This is a genomic window from Shewanella sp. GXUN23E, from assembly GCF_050865035.1.
Classification (GTDB): domain Bacteria; phylum Pseudomonadota; class Gammaproteobacteria; order Enterobacterales; family Shewanellaceae; genus Shewanella.
Map to the genome: position 1 here is coordinate 223228 of NZ_JBOZWP010000005.1, position 18060 is coordinate 241287.

The 18060-nt window shown below is 51.5% G+C and carries 12 protein-coding genes and 10 tRNA genes; 21 read left to right on the forward strand and 1 reads right to left on the reverse strand.

Features of this window, described 5'->3' with window-relative positions:
• The first annotated feature begins 28 nt into the window (after positions 1-28).
• From ACRRUX_RS07315 to ACRRUX_RS07325, 3 genes are all read left to right on the forward strand, one after another.
• The gene (locus ACRRUX_RS07315; protein ID WP_432528773.1) at positions 29-919 is read left to right on the forward strand and encodes a peptidoglycan DD-metalloendopeptidase family protein; all 891 of its coding nucleotides are present in this window, start codon (positions 29-31) and stop codon (positions 917-919) included.
• Positions 920-998: 79 nt separating this feature from the next.
• Complete coding sequence (gene rpoS / locus ACRRUX_RS07320) at positions 999-1997, forward strand: RNA polymerase sigma factor RpoS (RefSeq protein WP_432528719.1); 999 nt, start codon at positions 999-1001, stop codon at positions 1995-1997.
• 185 nt (positions 1998-2182) lie between these two features.
• Positions 2183-3142, forward strand: a complete 960-nt coding sequence (locus tag ACRRUX_RS07325) for a sigma-70 family RNA polymerase sigma factor (RefSeq protein WP_432528721.1) — start codon at positions 2183-2185, stop codon at positions 3140-3142.
• Between the two features lie 74 nt (positions 3143-3216).
• On the opposite strand, the gene mutS is transcribed toward ACRRUX_RS07325, so the two are convergent.
• Positions 3217-5796 (reverse strand): DNA mismatch repair protein MutS, encoded by a 2580-nt coding sequence (gene mutS, locus ACRRUX_RS07330; protein ID WP_432528723.1) that lies wholly within the window; start codon positions 5794-5796, stop codon positions 3217-3219.
• Between the two features lie 367 nt (positions 5797-6163).
• Here mutS and recA point away from each other — a divergent pair, with 367 nt between their 5' ends.
• From recA to ACRRUX_RS07420, 18 genes are all read left to right on the forward strand, one after another.
• Positions 6164-7219, forward strand: a complete 1056-nt coding sequence (gene recA, locus ACRRUX_RS07335) for a recombinase RecA (protein WP_432528725.1) — start codon at positions 6164-6166, stop codon at positions 7217-7219.
• A gap of 8 nt (positions 7220-7227) precedes the next feature.
• Positions 7228-7668, forward strand: a complete 441-nt coding sequence (locus ACRRUX_RS07340; protein ID WP_432528727.1) for a regulatory protein RecX — start codon at positions 7228-7230, stop codon at positions 7666-7668.
• Between the two features lie 176 nt (positions 7669-7844).
• Positions 7845-10466, forward strand: a complete 2622-nt coding sequence (alaS, locus tag ACRRUX_RS07345) for an alanine--tRNA ligase (RefSeq protein ID WP_432528729.1) — start codon at positions 7845-7847, stop codon at positions 10464-10466.
• A 10-nt stretch (positions 10467-10476) separates the two neighbouring features.
• Positions 10477-11727: an aspartate kinase gene (locus ACRRUX_RS07350; RefSeq protein ID WP_432528731.1), complete on the forward strand. Its 1251-nt coding sequence runs from the start codon at positions 10477-10479 to the stop codon at positions 11725-11727.
• 118 nt (positions 11728-11845) lie between these two features.
• The gene (gene csrA / locus ACRRUX_RS07355; protein ID WP_432528733.1) at positions 11846-12043 is read left to right on the forward strand and encodes a carbon storage regulator CsrA; all 198 of its coding nucleotides are present in this window, start codon (positions 11846-11848) and stop codon (positions 12041-12043) included.
• Positions 12044-12375: 332 nt separating this feature from the next.
• Positions 12376-12467, forward strand: a tRNA-Ser gene (locus ACRRUX_RS07360).
• Between the two features lie 26 nt (positions 12468-12493).
• Positions 12494-12570, forward strand: a tRNA-Arg gene (locus ACRRUX_RS07365).
• 36 nt (positions 12571-12606) lie between these two features.
• Positions 12607-12683 (forward strand) — tRNA-Arg (locus ACRRUX_RS07370).
• Between the two features lie 58 nt (positions 12684-12741).
• Positions 12742-12818: transfer RNA gene (locus tag ACRRUX_RS07375), tRNA-Arg, on the forward strand.
• 28 nt (positions 12819-12846) lie between these two features.
• A tRNA-Arg gene (locus ACRRUX_RS07380) sits at positions 12847-12923 on the forward strand.
• A gap of 27 nt (positions 12924-12950) precedes the next feature.
• Positions 12951-13027 (forward strand) — tRNA-Arg (locus ACRRUX_RS07385).
• Between the two features lie 24 nt (positions 13028-13051).
• Positions 13052-13128 (forward strand) — tRNA-Arg (locus tag ACRRUX_RS07390).
• Between the two features lie 9 nt (positions 13129-13137).
• Positions 13138-13229 (forward strand) — tRNA-Ser (locus ACRRUX_RS07395).
• A 17-nt stretch (positions 13230-13246) separates the two neighbouring features.
• A tRNA-Arg gene (locus ACRRUX_RS07400) sits at positions 13247-13323 on the forward strand.
• A 27-nt stretch (positions 13324-13350) separates the two neighbouring features.
• Positions 13351-13427: transfer RNA gene (locus ACRRUX_RS07405), tRNA-Arg, on the forward strand.
• Between the two features lie 1375 nt (positions 13428-14802).
• Entirely contained in the window at positions 14803-15078 is a 276-nt protein-coding gene (locus ACRRUX_RS07410) for an OadG family protein (RefSeq protein WP_432528735.1), read from the forward strand.
• 32 nt (positions 15079-15110) lie between these two features.
• A complete protein-coding gene (gene oadA / locus ACRRUX_RS07415; RefSeq protein ID WP_432528737.1) occupies positions 15111-16913 on the forward strand; it encodes a sodium-extruding oxaloacetate decarboxylase subunit alpha in 1803 nt (600 codons plus the stop codon).
• Between the two features lie 9 nt (positions 16914-16922).
• Positions 16923-18056, forward strand: a complete 1134-nt coding sequence (locus tag ACRRUX_RS07420; RefSeq protein WP_432528739.1) for a sodium ion-translocating decarboxylase subunit beta — start codon at positions 16923-16925, stop codon at positions 18054-18056.
• Positions 18057-18060 lie beyond the last annotated feature (4 nt).

Below are 18060 nucleotides of genomic sequence, written 5' to 3' on the forward strand. Positions count from 1 at the left end.
GAAATTGGAGCGTGAAGGGCCGGTGTTCATACGACTGACGGAGTTGTGTATCTTATTGATTTTGCTTGGAGGCTGTAGCTTTCAGGCCCATAAGCCCGCACCGGTCGAGAATATTAGTTTTGAATCTGGCCCGGCTTATCGTAAAGGCTCCATAGATGGCACAAAATACCAGGTTAAGCCTGGAGACACCCTATATTCTATCGCCTGGGGGGCCGACAGAGACTTTCTGGACATTGCCAAAATAAACCGACTAAAGGAACCATTTACCATCTATCCGGGACAATGGCTTACATTAACGTCAATGTCAAAACCGACCAAACCCAGTACCGTAAAGGGCGCTCCCCTTGTCAAGCCTCATCCGCAGCAGAAATCACCCGTTCCTACTAGTGTGGCTAAAAATCATACGAAGGTTGGAAATAGCGTAAATGCGCAGGAACCCAGCAAAAAAAGCCTTGCCAACAAAAATACGCAACCGTACTCTGTAACAAGTGCGCAACATAATATGGAAAAAGGTAGCATTCCAACCGGTGATGTTTTACCGCAAAAGGTGAGCCGTTGGGTGTGGCCTGTACAGGGAAAATTGATTGGCACTTTCTCTCCCAGTGGGCAGGGAAACAAAGGGATCAAGATCGCCGGTAAAAGAGGAGCAATGATCCGGTCTGCAGCTGAGGGACGAGTTGTTTACGCAGGCAATGCGCTCAGGGGCTACGGAAACCTGGTCATTATAAAGCACAGTGATAATTATCTGAGTGCTTATGCTCACGCAGACAAAATCTTGGTCAAAGAGAAGCAGCGGATCGATGCCGGTCAGGCCGTTGCGACAATGGGCAGTACGGGCACCAACCAGGTCATGTTGCATTTTGAAATTCGCTATCATGGTCAATCCGTTAACCCTTTGAAATATTTGCCTAAAAATTGATATTAAGGGCAGCCTATTTGGCAATGGAGGATACAAAAGTGCAGTAATTACAGTGTGAACAGGTTTGGGAGAGTAAATTATGAGCCGGAAAAAGAACACTGCGGTTGCAGACGAGCTTGTAGATTTATCGGTAAATGAACCCGATGAGCAGTTTGATTGCGACATCGATGACAAGGAGTCAGATACACTTAGCCCGGTTCAGGAAGCTGAATTGGAGCAGCAGGTACAGGAAGATCTGCACAAGAATCTGGATGCCACTCAGCTCTATCTGAGCGAAATAGGTTTTTCCCCACTGCTCAGCGCAGAAGAAGAAGTATACTTTTCACGTAAGGCTCTCAAAGGTTGCGAAAAATCCCGCAATCGCATGATTGAGAGTAATCTCAGACTGGTTGTCAAAATTGCCCGCCGTTACAACAATCGAGGCTTAGCGCTCCTGGATTTGATCGAGGAAGGCAATCTTGGCTTGATCCGTGCCGTAGAAAAATTTGACCCTGAACGAGGATTCCGTTTTTCAACTTATGCCACCTGGTGGATACGTCAGACCATAGAACGGGCGATTATGAATCAAACCCGTACTATTCGTTTGCCCATTCATGTGGTTAAAGAGTTGAACGTCTACCTGCGAACTGCCCGCGAGCTGGCTCATAAGCTGGATCATGAGCCTACTGCAGAGGAAATTGCCGAGAAATTGAATATCGACAGCGTTGAAGTCAGTCGTATGTTGAAGTTGAACGAGAAGATTACCTCGGTTGACACCCCTCTTGGCGGAGATAATGACAAGGCTCTGCTTGATGTTCTGCCCGATGATGATTGTGTCGGTCCGGACTTCAAAGTTCAGGATGAAGATATCTCTGATTCCATTGTGCGTTGGCTCAATGAACTCAATACCAAGCAAAGAGAAGTATTGGCGCGCCGCTTTGGATTGTTGGGCTATGAACCCTCCACGTTAGAAGATGTTGGCGCAGAGATTGGATTGACCCGTGAACGGGTTCGTCAGATTCAGGTTGAAGCACTGAAGCGTCTGCGGGAGCTGTTGAGCTCTCAGGGACTGTCTGTTGAGGCGTTGTTCAGAAGCTGACATCAGATCAATGACGGAGAACGCACCTTAGGGTGCGTTTTTTTATCTCTGCATGAATCATCATCGGTCTTTTTTGGTGTTTTATTCTTGTAATGTATATATGGCTGACTAATAAAACTAAAGTTGCATTATTTTGTGCCGATAAAACTCTGCTTCACATGGTGAGTCATTTGGGGGAGAGATAAATGCATAACGATAATCTTGCGCAAACGATAAATATCAGGGCTTTTGACGGGAAAGAGCCACCGGACAGTTTTCAGGAGATAGAAGCAGGTTCGCCCAGAACCAAAGAAGATTGGCAGGGTGAGATGAATGCGACCCGCGCCTATCTGCGGCAGATTGGTCAATCAGCGTTGCTCAGTGCAGAAGAAGAGATTTTTTATACCAAAAAGGCTCAGCAAGGCTGTCAGAAGTCCCGTAATCGTATGATCGAGAGTAACCTTAGGTTAGTGGTGAATATTGCCCGCCGTTACCGGGCCGGAGGGTTGCCTTTGCTGGATTTGATTGAAGAGGGCAATCTTGGGTTAATCAGAGCTGTGGAAGGATTTGACCCGGAATTGGGTTATCGATTCTCAACCTATGCAACCTGGTGGATCAGACAAAATATTGAGCGGGCACTGCTGAATCAGGGACGCTTGGTGAGATTACCCGTTTATGCTGCGCAAAAGCTGAACGCCTGCCTCAAACAGGTGCGAATGTTGGAAAACGAATTGGCCAGAGAGCCATCGGATGCAGAGTTGGCTGATCAGTTGTCCATGACAACCGCTGATGTTCGAAAGACCCTGGGGCTTCGTGAAAAAGTAGTCGCCATTCACCAGCCTCTGGGAGGTGACTCCAGTAAAACCTGGACAGATGTGTTACCAGGAGAGTCGGTGGCGGACCCTCATATCCAAACCCAACGAGACAACCTGCATCAGGCCATTGAGAATTGGCTGAATGAACTCAATACCCGTCAACGTGAAGTGCTTAAGCGACGTTTTGGTTTGCTTGGACATGAGCCGGCAACGCTGGAAGAGGTCGCAGTGGATTTGGGCGTAACGCGCGAACGGGTCCGGCAGGTGCAGATAGAGGCTTTGGTCAGGCTTAAGGGTTTTGTTGGAAGGCAGGGACTGGAATTACAGGATCTGTTCGAACTGGGAGAATAGTGATTGTTCAATGCTCATTGATACTTATGAAAAGGCCGCAGCAATAGCTGCGGCCTGATTGTTTGGATGAGTGATTAATCGTTTGCCAGACGCTTCAGTTCATACAGTAAGTCCAGCGCCTGTCTTGGCGTCAGTTCGTCAGGTTGTAGCTGCTTCAGGCGGGTGACTGCAGCAGACTCCTGCGGCTCCGTAAACAACAATGGCTGCTGAGTTGGAATGGCCGTAATGTCCAATTGCTGCTCGCGGTTTTCAAGCTGTTGCAGTTTATGCCGCGCAGAGCGGATAACCTGCGCCGGTACGCCGGCCAATGCAGCTACCTGCAGGCCATAGCTCTTGCTGGCGGCGCCTTCCTGCACCGCGTGCATAAAGGCGATGGTGTCACCGTGCTCTACGGCATCCAGATGCACATTGTGCACATGGGGCAGGTTTTGTGGCAGCTGTGTCAGCTCAAAGTAGTGGGTAGCAAACAGCGTCATGGCGGCGATATTTTTCGCCAGGTACTCAGCGGCAGACCAGGCCAGTGACAAGCCATCATAGGTAGACGTGCCGCGGCCAATTTCATCCATCAATACCAGCGAATGAGACGTGGCGTTGTGCAATATGTTGGCGGTTTCGGTCATTTCCACCATAAAGGTTGAGCGTCCGGAAGCCAGATCGTCCGAGGCTCCGATGCGGGTAAAGATCCGATCGACCGGACCGATGACCGCACGCTGGGCCGGTACAAAGCTGCCGATATGTGCCATCAGGGTGATCAGCGCCACCTGACGCATATAGGTCGATTTACCGCCCATGTTGGGGCCGGTGACGATCAGCATACGACGACTGTTGTGCAGTTCCACCGGATTGGCGATAAACGGCTCGCTGCTGACCCGCTCTACCACCGGGTGGCGTCCCGCTTCAATCTGGATGCCGGTTGCATCACACAGTTCAGGACAATGGTAATCCAGCATGTCGGCGCGTTCGGCAAAGTTACTTATTACATCCAGCTCGGCGGCGGCCATGGCAAAGGTTTGCAATTCATGCAGATGGGGCAGGATCAAATCGAACAACTCTTCCCACAGCTGCTTCTCCAGCGCCAGTGCCTTGCCCTGACTGGACAGTACTTTTTCTTCGTGCTCCTTGAGCTCTGGAGTGATGTAACGTTCGGTATTCTTCAGAGTTTGCCGACGCTGATAGGACAAAGGTACCAATTCGGATTGAGCACGGCTGACCTCAATATAGTAGCCATGCACCCGGTTGTAGCCGACTTTCAGCGTCTGAATACCGGTGCGGGCTTTTTCTCTGGCTTCCATCTCTTCCAGATAACCGGTGGCACCATCACTTAAACTGCGCCATTCATCCAGCTCAGCATTGTAGCCTTCGCGGATGACGCCCCCGTCGCGGATAAGCACCGGCGGGTTGTCGATAATGGCGCGCTCAAGCAATTCATATTGCTCGGGAAACTCTCCCAGCATCGATGCCAGACGGCGTAAATAGTCGCTCTGACAACTGCTCAGCATACTCTGCAGCTCTGGCAGCATGCCCAGTGCCTGACGTAAACGGGCGAAATCCCTGGGACGGGCGCTGCGCAGCGCAAGACGGGCCATGATCCGCTCGACATCCCCCAGGGCTTTAAGCGTGTCATGAACATCGTTGTACAGACCCGATTGCAGCAACTCCTGCACGCCCTGCTGGCGCGAACGGATGGCTTCATGGTTACGCAGTGGCTGATGCAGCCAGCGCTGCAGCATGCGACTGCCCATCGGGGTTGCGGTGGCATCCAGTACCGAAGCCAGCGTATTGTCACGACCACCGCCAAGGTTGACCGTCAGTTCCAGATTGCGGCGGGTGGCGGCATCCAGCACTATGGTGTCGCTTTGGTTGAAGCGCACGATGGAATTGATGTGGGGCAGTGCGGTGCGTTGGGTATCTTTAACATACTGCATCAAACAGCCAGCGGCCTGCAGTGATAAGCGGGCGTCGCTGATGCCGAAGCCACGCAGATCTTTGGTGCCAAATTGCTCCAGCAGCAGCCTGATGCAGGTGTCGTAATCAAATTCCCACTCAGGGCGGCGGCGCTTGCCCTTAATAGTATTAATCAGCTGCATCTGACTGAAATCTTCGCTGTACAACAACTCCGCAGGATTGGTGCGTTGCAGTTCAGCTTCCAGTGACTCAGTGGTTTCAAGCTCGGCAATCACAAAGCGACCGGAGGCAACATCCAGGGTGGCGTAGCCGTAGCCATGCTTGCCTTCGTAGATGGCAGCCAGCAGGTTATCCTGTCGCTCCTGCAATAAGGCTTCGTCAGTGAGTGTCCCCGGGGTCACAATGCGTACTACTTTACGTTCGACCGGCCCCTTGGATGTCGCAGGATCGCCCACCTGTTCACAAATCGCGACCGATTGACGCAGTTGTACCAACTTGGCCAGATATCCCTCAACGGCATGATAGGGAATGCCCGCCATCGGGATCGGATCGCCACCACTTTTTCCTCTGGCTGTTAGGGAAATACCAAGCATTTCAGATGCTTGCTTGGCATCATCGTAGAACAGTTCATAGAAGTCCCCCATACGATAAAACAGCAGCATCTCGGGGTGCTCTGCCTTCATCGTCAGGTACTGACGCATCATGGGGGTATGCTTTTCCAAATCGGTGGTATCAATTTCAGCCGTCATTGCTGCGGGTTTGCCTTTGGTTATGCCGTCAGGTGTTCAACAGAGCTATGGCTGTTGGGAAGCGGCAGTCAGTCGAAGTGGCGCAGATCTTAACAATATTCGGTGCAGATGTGATGAGGCTGGATGAATTATCTGATGAGAATTTACCCACTGAAAGAGATAAAAATAATTTTATACAGTACTTGATACTGTATGACTGTACAGTATACTAGTTTGCAGTTGGTCATCCGGTGCGTGAGCTGGATTTTGATTTTGTTTCTTGCCGGAGCCAAATCAAAAGACACTGCTTCGGGTGCGGTGAAACGATTATACGCTATTGTCTATTGTGGTGAATGAACACCATAGTAAGTGATTGAAGGATTTGTTAATGAACGAGAACAAACAGAAAGCGCTGACAGCTGTCCTGGGCCAAATTGAAAAGCAGTTTGGTAAAGGCTCCATCATGAAGCTGGGCGATAACCGCACCATGGACGTGGAAACGATTTCAACCGGTTCTCTGTCTCTGGATATCGCACTGGGTGCAGGTGGTTTACCTCTGGGTCGTATTACTGAAATCTATGGCCCTGAATCTTCAGGTAAAACCACACTGACTCTGGAGCTGATTGCAGCCGCTCAGCGTCAGGGCAAGACCTGCGCCTTTATCGATGCCGAGCACGCACTGGATCCTGTGTATGCCAAAAAGCTGGGCGTGGATATCGACAACCTGTTGTGTTCTCAGCCAGATACCGGTGAGCAGGCGCTGGAGATCTGTGATGCGCTGGCACGCAGTGGTGCGGTAGACGTGATCGTCATCGACTCGGTTGCTGCATTGACGCCCAAAGCTGAAATTGAAGGTGAGATGGGGGATTCGCACATGGGTCTGCAGGCCCGTATGCTGTCTCAGGCCATGCGTAAGCTGACCGGTAACCTGAAGCAATCCAACTGTATGTGTATTTTCATTAACCAGATCCGTATGAAGATTGGTGTGATGTTCGGTAACCCGGAAACCACCACAGGTGGTAACGCACTGAAGTTCTACGCCTCGGTACGTCTGGATATTCGCCGCACCGGCGCCATTAAAGAAGGCGACGCGGTTGTCGGTAACGAAACTCGTGTGAAAGTGGTGAAGAACAAGATTGCTGCGCCATTCAAACAGGCGGACTTCCAAATCCTTTACGGTCAGGGGATTAACCGCACCGGTGAACTGGTGGATCTGGGTGTGGCGCACAAGCTGGTAGAAAAATCCGGTGCCTGGTACAGCTACAAAGGTGACAAGATTGGTCAGGGCCGTGCCAATGCCGGTAAGTTCCTGACAGACAATCCTCAGATTGCAGCAGAAATTGAGCAGCAACTGCGTACACTGCTGCTGAGTTCTGCTGAAGCCGGTGCCCCTACTGCCAGTGGCGATGAAAATGTTGACCTGGAAACTGGTGAAGTCTTCTGAGCCAGGATGTGAAACAAACCGCGCTGGCAATGCTGGCGCGGCGGGACCATTCCCGGGCTGAGCTTAAGGCCAAATTGCTGGCCAAAGGGTTTGATTCAGTCGATGCCGATATGGCCATGGATTATTGTGAGTCCATGGGATATCTGGATGATGATCGTTATGCGCAAATGCTGTTGCAAAGCCATATCAGCCGTGGTCATGGGCCTGCTAAAGTGAAGCAGGCTTTTATGCAGAAGGGCATTCCTGCAGAACTGAGCAACACAGTGATGAATCATTGTGACTGTGACTGGTATCAGTTGGCCCGTGATAAAGCCCAACGTAAATTTGGCGCTGCCGGTAAGCTTGAACATAAAGAAAAGGCCAGACGGGTCCGTTATTTAATGGGCCAGGGCTTCAATTATGATCAGGTTGCCCATGCACTGGAATATGACCCTTATACAGATGACTGAAGGCGCCGATGGTGCCTTCTTTATTTTCAGCTATTCTTTTGCTCTTCCTGTCCCCCGCAATTAACAAACAACACTGGTTGTTGGCCGCTTGTCTGCTTATAATGCTGGGCATTTGAGGGTGAGTGTGTACACTTACTCATTTGCTTAATTTCAAGACATCCATTCAGGAAGATTTCATGTACAAAACCACTGCAGAGCTGAGAAGCGCATTCTTGGCGTTTTTCGCCAGAAATGGTCATCAGGTAGTCGACAGCAGTTCGCTGGTTCCGGGCAATGATCCAACCCTGTTGTTCACCAACGCCGGGATGAACCAGTTTAAGGACGTGTTCCTGGGATTTGACAAGCGCAGCTATTCCCGCGCCACCACAGCGCAGCGCTGTGTGCGTGCCGGTGGTAAGCACAATGACCTGGACAATGTGGGTTACACTGCCCGTCACCACACTTTCTTTGAAATGCTGGGTAACTTCAGCTTTGGTGATTATTTCAAGCATGACGCTATCCGTTTTGCATGGACCTTCCTGACAGAAGATCTGAAGCTGCCAAAAGAGCGTCTGTGTGTGACGGTATATGAGACAGACGACGAAGCTTATAACATCTGGAAAGAAGAGATCGGCGTACCGGAAGATTGCATTATCCGTATTGGTGACAATAAAGGTGCACCTTATGCGTCTGACAACTTCTGGCAGATGGGTGACACAGGTCCTTGTGGTCCTTGTACTGAAATTTTCTACGATCATGGCGACCATATCTGGGGCGGCCGTCCTGGTACACCGGAAGAAGATGGCGATCGTTTCATCGAGATCTGGAACATCGTATTTATGCAGTTTAACCGTCAGGCTGACGGCACTATGGATGCGCTGCCAAAGCCTTCTGTAGACACCGGTATGGGGCTTGAGCGTATTGCGGCAATTCTGCAGGGTGTGCATTCCAACTACGAAATCGATATTTTCACCAAGTTGATCGCCAAAGCTGCAGAGATCATTGGCGTTGAGGATCTGAGCAACAATTCGCTGAAGGTGATTGCTGACCATATCCGCTCCTGCGCTTTCCTGGTTTCCGATGGCGTGATGCCATCCAACGAAGGTCGTGGTTATGTGCTGCGCCGTATAATTCGCCGCGCAGTGCGTCACGGTAACAAGCTGGGTGCGACTGATACTTTCTTCTACAAGCTGGTACCAACATTGATTGAAGTGATGGGCGATGCGGCTAAAGAGTTGAAGGCGTCTCAGGAAATCGTTGAAAAAGCACTGAAAGCCGAAGAAGAACAGTTTGCCCGTACGCTGGAGCGTGGTCTGGGTATGCTGGATCAGGCACTGGAGTCTTTGACCGGTGACACGCTGGACGGCGAAACCGTATTTAAGCTGTACGACACCTATGGCTTCCCGGTCGATTTGACTGCCGATGTGTGTCGCGAGCGCAATATCAATGTTGATGAAGCTGGATTTGAAGCGGCAATGGCCGAGCAGCGTCGTCGTGCTCAGGAAGCCGGTAAGTTCGGTGCCGACTATAACGCTGGTCTGAAAATTGACAGCGAAACTGAGTTCAGTGGTTACGAACACCTGACCGGCAGCAGCACGGTTGTTGCTATCTATAAAGAAGGCGAAGCGGTTGACGCGATTCAGGCGGGTGACAAGGCAGTTATCGTACTGCAAAGCACTCCTTTCTACGGCGAGTCCGGTGGTCAGGTTGGTGACAAGGGACAACTGCTGGCTGACGGTATTGAGTTTGAAGTTGCTGACACTCAGAAGTACGGTCAGGCCACCGGTCACCAGGGCGTACTGCACACTGGTGTGATCAAGGTTGGTCAGCAACTGAATGCCGCTGTGGACAAGAAACTGCGTCATCGTACTCAGCTTAATCACTCAGTGACTCACCTGCTGCATGCTGCGCTGCGTCAAGTATTGGGCAGCCATGTTACCCAGAAGGGTTCATTGGTTGACCCTGAGCGTCTGCGTTTCGACTTCTCCCATGTTGAAGCGGTTAAACCGGCTGAGCTGAAAGAAGTTGAAGAACTGGTGAACACCCAGATTCGTCGTAACCATGAACTGAAAACCGAAGTAATGGCTATCGATGCTGCCAAAGAAAAAGGCGCAATGGCGCTGTTTGGCGAGAAATACGATAGCGACGTACGCGTGGTGACCATGGGCGACTTCTCCATTGAACTGTGTGGTGGTACTCACGTAGGCCGTACCGGTGATATCGGTCTGTTTAAGATCACTTCGGAAGGCGGTATCGCTGCCGGTATCCGTCGTATCGAGGCTGTGACCGGTGCCGCAGCAATGGATTATGTTGCTCAGGAAGAGGCTGAGCTGAAAGAAGCGGCGGCACTGCTGAAAGCCGATGCCATGTCTTTGGTTGCCAAGCTGAAGGCTCAGCTGGATAAGGCCAAGCAGCTGGAAAAAGAGAACGCTCAGCTGAAAGACAAGCTGGCGGCTGCCGCCAGTGCGGATTTGGCCGGTGATGCGGTTGAGGTTAACGGCGTTAAAGTCTTGGTGAAGAAGCTGGAAGGCGTTGAAGCGGGTGCTCTGCGTGGCCTGCAGGATGAGCTGAAGCAGAAACTGGGCTCTGGTGTGGTACTGCTGGGTATCGCCGGTGAAGGCAAGGTAAACCTGATTGCTGGCGTGACCAAAGATCTGGTTGGTAAAGTTAAAGCCGGTGAGCTGGTGGCTATGGTGGCAGCACAGGTTGGTGGTAAAGGCGGTGGTCGTCCTGATATGGCTCAGGCCGGCGGCAGTCAGCCAGAAAATCTGGATAAGGCGCTGGCCGATGTAATGCCTTGGCTGACCGAGCGTCTGTAAGAGGTCAGTGGTGCCAACACAAGCAGCACTTGGCGAGGCTCTTAACCTGAGCAAGCTTTACGTCAAGAAATTCGGTGGCACTTCGGTAGGCTCAATTGAGCGTATCGAAGCGCTGGCTGAAAAAATCGCCGCCAGCCATCAGGCTGGCGAGCGTCAGGTTATCGTCTGTTCGGCCATGGCCGGGGAGACCAACCGTTTGATAGCCCTGGGAGGGCAGATTACAGCTTACGGTGATCCCCGGGAAATGGATATGCTCATTTCCACCGGCGAGCAGGTCAGCATTGCGTTGATGGCGATGGCCCTGCAGAAAAGGGGAGTTCCCGCACGTTCACTCACAGGTGATCAGGTACAAATCCATACCAATAGTCATTTCGGTCGCGCCAGTATTGAAAAGGTCGATACTGACTATTTACAGCAACTGCTAAGTGAAGGAATTGTGCCTGTGGTTGCTGGCTTTCAGGGCCGCAATCCTCAGGGGGATGTTACTACTCTGGGGCGAGGTGGCTCAGATACCACCGCGGTGGCTTTGGCGGCGGCATTGACTGCTGATGAGTGTCAGATTTTCACCGATGTGCCCGGCGTGTTCACTGCAGATCCCAACCTAGAGCCTGCTGCACGCAAGCTGAGTAATATCAGTTTCAGCTCTATGTTTGAGATGGCCAGATTAGGCGCCAAGGTGTTACATCCGGATTCTGTCGCTTACGCTGAACGCTATAAGGTGCCGTTGCGGGTGCTGTCCAGTTTTGAAGCCGGAGAGGGAACGCTCATCTGTTTTGATGACGCAACCAAACTCAGTGGAGAGGTTGTCGGGATCGCCATCAGTGCCGATTTGGCGATGGTGTCATTTGATGAACTGGAGGAGTCCAGTGATACTCTGGCCTCGCTGTTTAAGCGCCTTGCAGATATTGGCATTGAAACTGACTTGCTCAGTAAAACCCGCAGCAGCGCATCATCGGTGAGTTTTACGATTTCCCAGTCCTGGCTGGAAAGAGTGCTGGCAGAGCTGGATGCTGTGAGTCAAACGCTGAATATCGGTGCTGTGTACTTTGAACAGGATCTGGTCAGGGTGTCATTGGTGGGCAACGGTAATTTGCCCAAAACCGAAGTCGCAGCGAGGGTTTTCGACATCTTGGGCAAACAGGGAATCCATGTTAAGTTGGTTTCCTCCTCTGCAATTAAACTTGCATTGGTGATTGAGCAGAACCATCTGCAAAGGGCTGTTTGCGCGCTACATCACGCTTTTAAGCTAAATGAGCTGTAAGTAAATAACCGATTTGGTAATGACTACTGTTAATTTGTACTATGCTGACCTTATAATAAGCATAAGTACCGGGTGTGTACCGAGTTATTGCTGAATTGGGAACTAAAGGAGCAAAAGAATGCTGATTTTGACTCGTCGTGTTGGTGAAACACTGATGATTGGTGATGAAGTCACCGTAACAGTGCTGGGTGTGAAAGGAAATCAAGTGCGTATCGGTGTAAATGCGCCGAAAGAAGTTTCTGTACACCGTGAAGAGATTTATCAGCGTATTCAGTCTGAAAAATCTGGTTCAGGTTCTGAAGGCGGCAACTTCTGATAGCCAGTTGTCTGTCAGTAACCTTTGCGCAGTTGCCGCGCAGACGATAAGAGAGTCAGTTGTACGCTGACTTTTTTATTGGCACAAAACCTCCCTTGCGGAGGTTTTGTCGTTTTTATTCCATGGAACACCCAGTGACTCAGTAGGAACTCGGTAGCCAAAGTGCTTTAGTTTGATGCGCTACGGGCAAAAACACCGCAGTAAAGCCCTATAAATGCAGAGTTTTGGTGATGATAAAAGCGAATTGATTAAAATCAGTTCAAACGAATTTTCCTTCCTAAAAAGCGTTTGACTTATTTTCTTCAAACAGTAATATGTGCGCCAAGAAACGCGGAGAGGTGGCCGAGTGGCCGAAGGCGCTCCCCTGCTAAGGGAGTATGGGCTTTATCTCCCATCGAGGGTTCGAATCCCTCCTTCTCCGCCATTTCTTACTAAAAAGCAATTGAATGCGCGCATGTAGCTCAGCTGGATAGAGTACCTGGCTACGAACCAGGCGGTCGGAGGTTCGACTCCTTCCATGCGCACCATTTTTTGTTTTTAGTGCAGTAACGATACAATTCAACGCGCGTGTAGCTCAGCTGGATAGAGTACCTGGCTACGAACCAGGCGGTCGGAGGTTCGACTCCTTCCACGCGCACCATCTGCTTTAACGCCTTATCGCCTTATCGCTTTATTAATTGTACCGACTTTTTTGAATTGCGCGTGTAGCTCAGCTGGATAGAGTACCTGGCTACGAACCAGGCGGTCGGAGGTTCGACTCCTTCCACGCGCACCAAAAAAATTACTGCGGTTTTCTGAAGATTGCGCGTGTAGCTCAGCTGGATAGAGTACCTGGCTACGAACCAGGCGGTCGGAGGTTCGACTCCTTCCACGCGCACCAGGAAAACCTGTTACATTATTTTGAAATGCGCATGTAGCTCAGCTGGATAGAGTACCTGGCTACGAACCAGGCGGTCGGAGGTTCGACTCCTTCCATGCGCACCAAAATAACGTTAGACTTGATTTATTGCGCGTGTAGCTCAGCTGGATAGAGTACCTGGCTACGAACCAGGCGGTCGGAGGTTCGACTCCTTCCACGCGCACCATTTTAAGTCGGAGAGGTGGCCGAGTGGCCGAAGGCGCTCCCCTGCTAAGGGAGTATGGGCTTTATCTCCCATCGAGGGTTCGAATCCCTCCTTCTCCGCCATTTATTTCAAAGATAACGCGCGTGTAGCTCAGCTGGATAGAGTACCTGGCTACGAACCAGGCGGTCGGAGGTTCGACTCCTTCCACGCGCACCATCTTTCTTTGAAATCAATGAATAAAAAGCGCATGTAGCTCAGCTGGATAGAGTACCTGGCTACGAACCAGGCGGTCGGAGGTTCGACTCCTTCCATGCGCACCATACAGAGAACGCCCGTAACGCAAGTTACGGGCGTTTTTCTTTGTGCGTTATTTTTATAATATGTTGTTTTATTTCATTTTTCGTCTGTTTTTTGCCTTATGGCATTAGCACTAACATCTGGATCACTTCCCGGGATTGATCTGCGCACATCACAGCAGCTGCCACATTAAGCTTCACTCGCCTCCCTTGGGATCTATACCAACGTCATTATTAGTTTGATCAATGCAGAGCGTGTCAGGGATTCTGATCCAAGGAGCATTGATTGACTAAAGGGGCTCCCTTTGAGAGTAATGCAACACAGAAGCAGGAGCCCTGACACGCTCACGCTGTGCGGGTTTCAATGCACTGGATACTGCGGCCAGCCTTCTTGACATAGCACCACTATGACTTCGCCAGCTCGCAAGCCACAAGGATGGTGAGAATGGCATAAGCCATACGCTCTCGAACGAGAGACAGGATGTCGAACTGGCTTTGGTACAAGGAGGTATCAAAGTGTGAATGTCATTAACGCACGACTGCATGGATGCTGGAAGTAGAGCAACGCAGGAGCCGTTGCCGGGGAGTGGTTAATGACCTTGTTTCAAGCGCATTGAACTCCCGCTGAAACAGATTAACGATGAAATGAAATTGGTATAAGTCGGGCCAAACAGTGATATGGTGCGCAACCCCTGGTTTACTTTGCCAGTGCTGTTGCGGTTGACCCTGCATTTAATCGTCCCCTTATACTCTTCATTTTTAGCCTTCTTTAGCCTTCTTTAGCCTTCTTTAGCCTTCTTTAGCCTTCATTTCCTTTGCTGTTTGCGCGGTTGTCGTTGTTTGCAAAGCCAGTTCCTGGGTTATTGCTTGCTGTGCAGCACGCATTGTCCGCCGGTATACCCTGTATTTGGGATGTGCACCACAACACTTATTCAGGTCATTACTGGCGGGTCATTTTCCTGTGGCAGCCGGGTATCCACAGTGTCAGTGTGGTATCTGTATCAGTAATGACTGGAATGCATAATTAGTCATACAAAGCTCCTAAAGCTTTTAGTCTCTTATTTGACGACTGCATCATCGATAGCAGATATGAATTCAATTTAGGACTCACTTAATTGGATTCTGTCATCAAATTCAGCTTTGTGATTGATGAATCTTAGATAAAGGCTGTATTAAATTGAGCGTTGTATATCAAGTGTTGTTTGGTTTTGCTTATATTGGTCTGACCAATTTACATCGCATTGGCTTTCTTGTTATAGATTAGTTATGGTCGTTAGCTGTTTTGTGATCATATTTATGCGTTCAGTTTTGTTGGCGCTCCCTCTGCCAAGAGGGTTAAACGTTGGCGGGGTGAATACTGTTGGCTATGCGTGACAGTTGAATTTTGAATGAGGAAGAGATGCACACCATAACAGAGTCATTAACTGTGGCGCTGGCCATTATGGCCGTGGGGATGTTTATGGTGTTTCTGTTTTTGGGAATATTGATTGGTGGCGTCAACCTGGTTGCGTCCCGTTATGCCCCAAAACCCGGGAACACTGAGACAGAGCGCACCAGGCCAGCGACGCAAACCGGAGGTGGTGCCCGCAGCGCTACTCCTGCTCAGGTTGAGCCCAGAGTGTTGGCTGCCATCACAGCTGCAATTCATGAGTACCGTACCAAGGCCAAATACTGACAACGGCCAGAACAATAACAAGGGAGAAAACAATGAGCCGAGCTTTAGCCTTGACCGATGTTGCACTGCGCGACGCGCATCAATCCATTTTGGCCACCCGCCTGCGCATCGAAGATATGTTACCCATCGCAGCCAAACTGGATAAGGTTGGTTTTTGGTCTCTGGAATCCTGGGGCGGCGCCACCTTTGATGCCTGTATTCGCTATCTGGGCGAAGATCCCTGGGAGCGTATTCGCCTGCTCAAGCAAGCCATGCCCAATACCCCACAGCAGATGTTGCTGCGGGGCCAGAACCTGCTGGGATACCGCCATTATGCCGATGATGTGGTCGAACGTTTCGTCGAACGCGCCAAGACCAATGGTGTGGATGTGTTCCGTATATTCGATGCGATGAATGATGTGCGCAATCTGCAAACGGCTGTCAAAGCGGTGAAGCAGGTTGGCGGTCATGCACAGGGTACCATTTCCTATACCACCAGTCCGGTGCATACCCTGCACAACTGGCTGGAGATGGCCAAGCGGCTTGAGGACATGGGCTGCGACTCTATCTGTATCAAAGACATGGCAGGCTTGCTCAAGCCTGTGGAAGCCTATGAGTTGATCTCCCGCCTGAAACAGCAAACCAATTTATTGGTGTCCATGCACAGCCATGCCACCACAGGGCTGAGTACTGCCACCTACCAAAAGGCCATTGAGGCCGGTATTGATGTGCTGGATACAGCCATCTCTTCCATGAGTCAGACCTATGGTCATACCGCCACTGAAACTGTGGTCGCTATGGTTGAGGGTACAGAGCGCGCCACCGGCTATGACATGGATCTGCTGGAAGAGATCGCCGCTTATTTCCGCGAAGTGCGCAAGAAGTACGCCAAATTTGAAGGTGCGCTCAAGGGCATCGACTCCCGAATTCTCAAGGCGCAGGTGCCGGGTGGCATGCTGACCAATATGGAAAATCAGCTCAGGGAGCAGGGCGCATCAGACAAGCTGGATCTGGTGCTCGAAGAGATCCCAAGAGTACGCGAAGATCTGGGCTATCTGCCGCTGGTCACGCCGACCTCACAGATTGTCGGCACTCAGGCGGTGATCAATGTGCTCACCGGCGAGCGCTATAAGTCAATGACCAAAGAGACAGAAGGGGTCCTCAAAGGCGAATATGGCGCCACGCCGGCTCCCGTGAATACTGAATTACAAGCCAGAGTGCTGGCCGGGGATGAGGCCATCAGTTGCCGTCCGGCCGATCTGCTGGCGCCTGAACTTGGACGGCTTAAAAATGAACTGGCCGAAAAGGCCGCCATCGACAATCTGCGTCTGTGCATTGGCGAAGGGTTCGATGATGATGTGCTGACCTACGCCCTGTTCCCGCAAATTGGTCTGCAATTCCTGAAAAACCGCGGAAATCCGGCTGCCTTTGAGCCAGCTCCGGGCTCTGAGGCGGATGTGGCAGCACCGGCGCCAGTGGTGTCTGGTGACAGTGAAACCTACACAGTGAATGTTCAGGGTGAAACTTTTGTGGTGCAGGTGACCCCGGGCGGGGATATCAGTGCAGTGTTACCGGTTGCGACATCCAAGCAGGTTGCCGGGGCCGCGCAGCAAGTTGCTGATGTGGCTCAGACTACGGCCGCCAGTGCGGAAATGAGTGCGCCGCTGTCGGGCAATATCTTCAAGGTCAATGTCGCCGCCGGTGACAGGGTGAAGGAAGGTGATGTGGTCATCATTCTGGAAGCCATGAAGATGGAAACCGAGATCCGCGCCGTGTGTGATGGCGTAATCTGCAAATTGTTTGTCAAAGAAGGGGACAGCGTGCGTGTAGGCTCCCAACTTCTGGCTCTGGCTTAAGGGGGCGCCGTGGACGGATTGATGGCGTTTATGGGCGAAACGGGTATCGCTCACTTTACCTGGCAGCAGGCGGTGATGATGGCCGTGGGTGCACTGTTGCTGTATCTGGCGATTGTCAAAAAGTTTGAACCTTTACTGCTGCTGCCCATTGGCTTTGGTGCCATTCTGGCCAACATTCCCAATGCCGGTTTCACTGAGCCGGGCGGCCTGCTGTATTACATCTATGAGGTGGGCATCAAGACCGGCATTTTTCCGCTGTTGATCTTTATGGGCGTAGGCGCAATGACGGACTTTGGCGCGCTGATCGCCAATCCCAAAACCTTGCTGCTGGGCGCTGCGGCTCAGTTTGGTATTTTTGCCACACTGCTCGGTGCCATTGGACTGAATGTGATACCGGGGTTTGAGTTTACCCTCAAGGATGCGGCGGCCATTGCCATTATTGGCGGCGCTGATGGACCAACGGCTATCTTTGTGGCCAGCATGCTGTCGCCGGATATGCTCGGCGCGATTGCCGTGGCGGCATACTCCTACATGGCCTTGGTGCCGATTATTCAGCCGCCCATCATGAAGGCGCTCACCACTGAGGCGGAGCGCAAAATCAAGATGGAGCAGTTGCGGGAAGTCAGTCAAACGGAAAAGATTCTGTTTCCGCTGATGGTTCTGGGCTTGACCATTCTGTTCCTGCCAGCCGCATCGCCATTGGTGGGCATGTTCTGCCTGGGCAACCTGATGCGCGAATCCGGCGTGGTCGACAGGCTGTCAGATACGGCGCAAAATGCGCTGATCAATACGGTCACCATCTTCCTTGGACTGGCCGTAGGCTCGAAACTTTCCGCCCATGAATTCCTGCATGTGGAAACTCTGGGGATCCTGGTGCTGGGCGCCATCGCGTTCGCCATAGGCACGGCATCCGGGGTGCTGATGGCTAAGCTGATGTGTAAATTGTCCGGCGGCAAGGTCAATCCGCTGATCGGCGCTGCAGGCGTATCCGCGGTGCCGATGGCGGCGCGGGTGGTCAACAAGGTGGGGCTGGAGGCTAACTCGCAGAACTTCCTGCTGATGCATGCCATGGGGCCAAATGTGGCCGGGGTGCTGGGCAGTGCGGTGGCCGCCGGGGTGTTGCTGGCCGTGCTGGGCGGTTAGGCCT

What these genes read in the sequence shown, in the direction of transcription:
- rpoS (WP_432528719.1), top strand. Translation starts at nt 999, where the DNA reads ATGAGCCGGAAAAAGAACACTGCGGTTGCAGACGAGCTTGTAGATTTA.
- ACRRUX_RS07325 (WP_432528721.1), top strand. Translation starts at nt 2,183, where the DNA reads ATGCATAACGATAATCTTGCGCAAACGATAAATATCAGGGCTTTTGAC.
- mutS (WP_432528723.1), bottom strand. Translation starts at nt 5,796, where the DNA reads ATGACGGCTGAAATTGATACCACCGATTTGGAAAAGCATACCCCCATG.
- recA (WP_432528725.1), top strand. Translation starts at nt 6,164, where the DNA reads ATGAACGAGAACAAACAGAAAGCGCTGACAGCTGTCCTGGGCCAAATT.
- alaS (WP_432528729.1), top strand. Translation starts at nt 7,845, where the DNA reads ATGTACAAAACCACTGCAGAGCTGAGAAGCGCATTCTTGGCGTTTTTC.
- csrA (WP_432528733.1), top strand. Translation starts at nt 11,846, where the DNA reads ATGCTGATTTTGACTCGTCGTGTTGGTGAAACACTGATGATTGGTGAT.
- ACRRUX_RS07410 (WP_432528735.1), top strand. Translation starts at nt 14,803, where the DNA reads ATGCACACCATAACAGAGTCATTAACTGTGGCGCTGGCCATTATGGCC.
- oadA (WP_432528737.1), top strand. Translation starts at nt 15,111, where the DNA reads ATGAGCCGAGCTTTAGCCTTGACCGATGTTGCACTGCGCGACGCGCAT.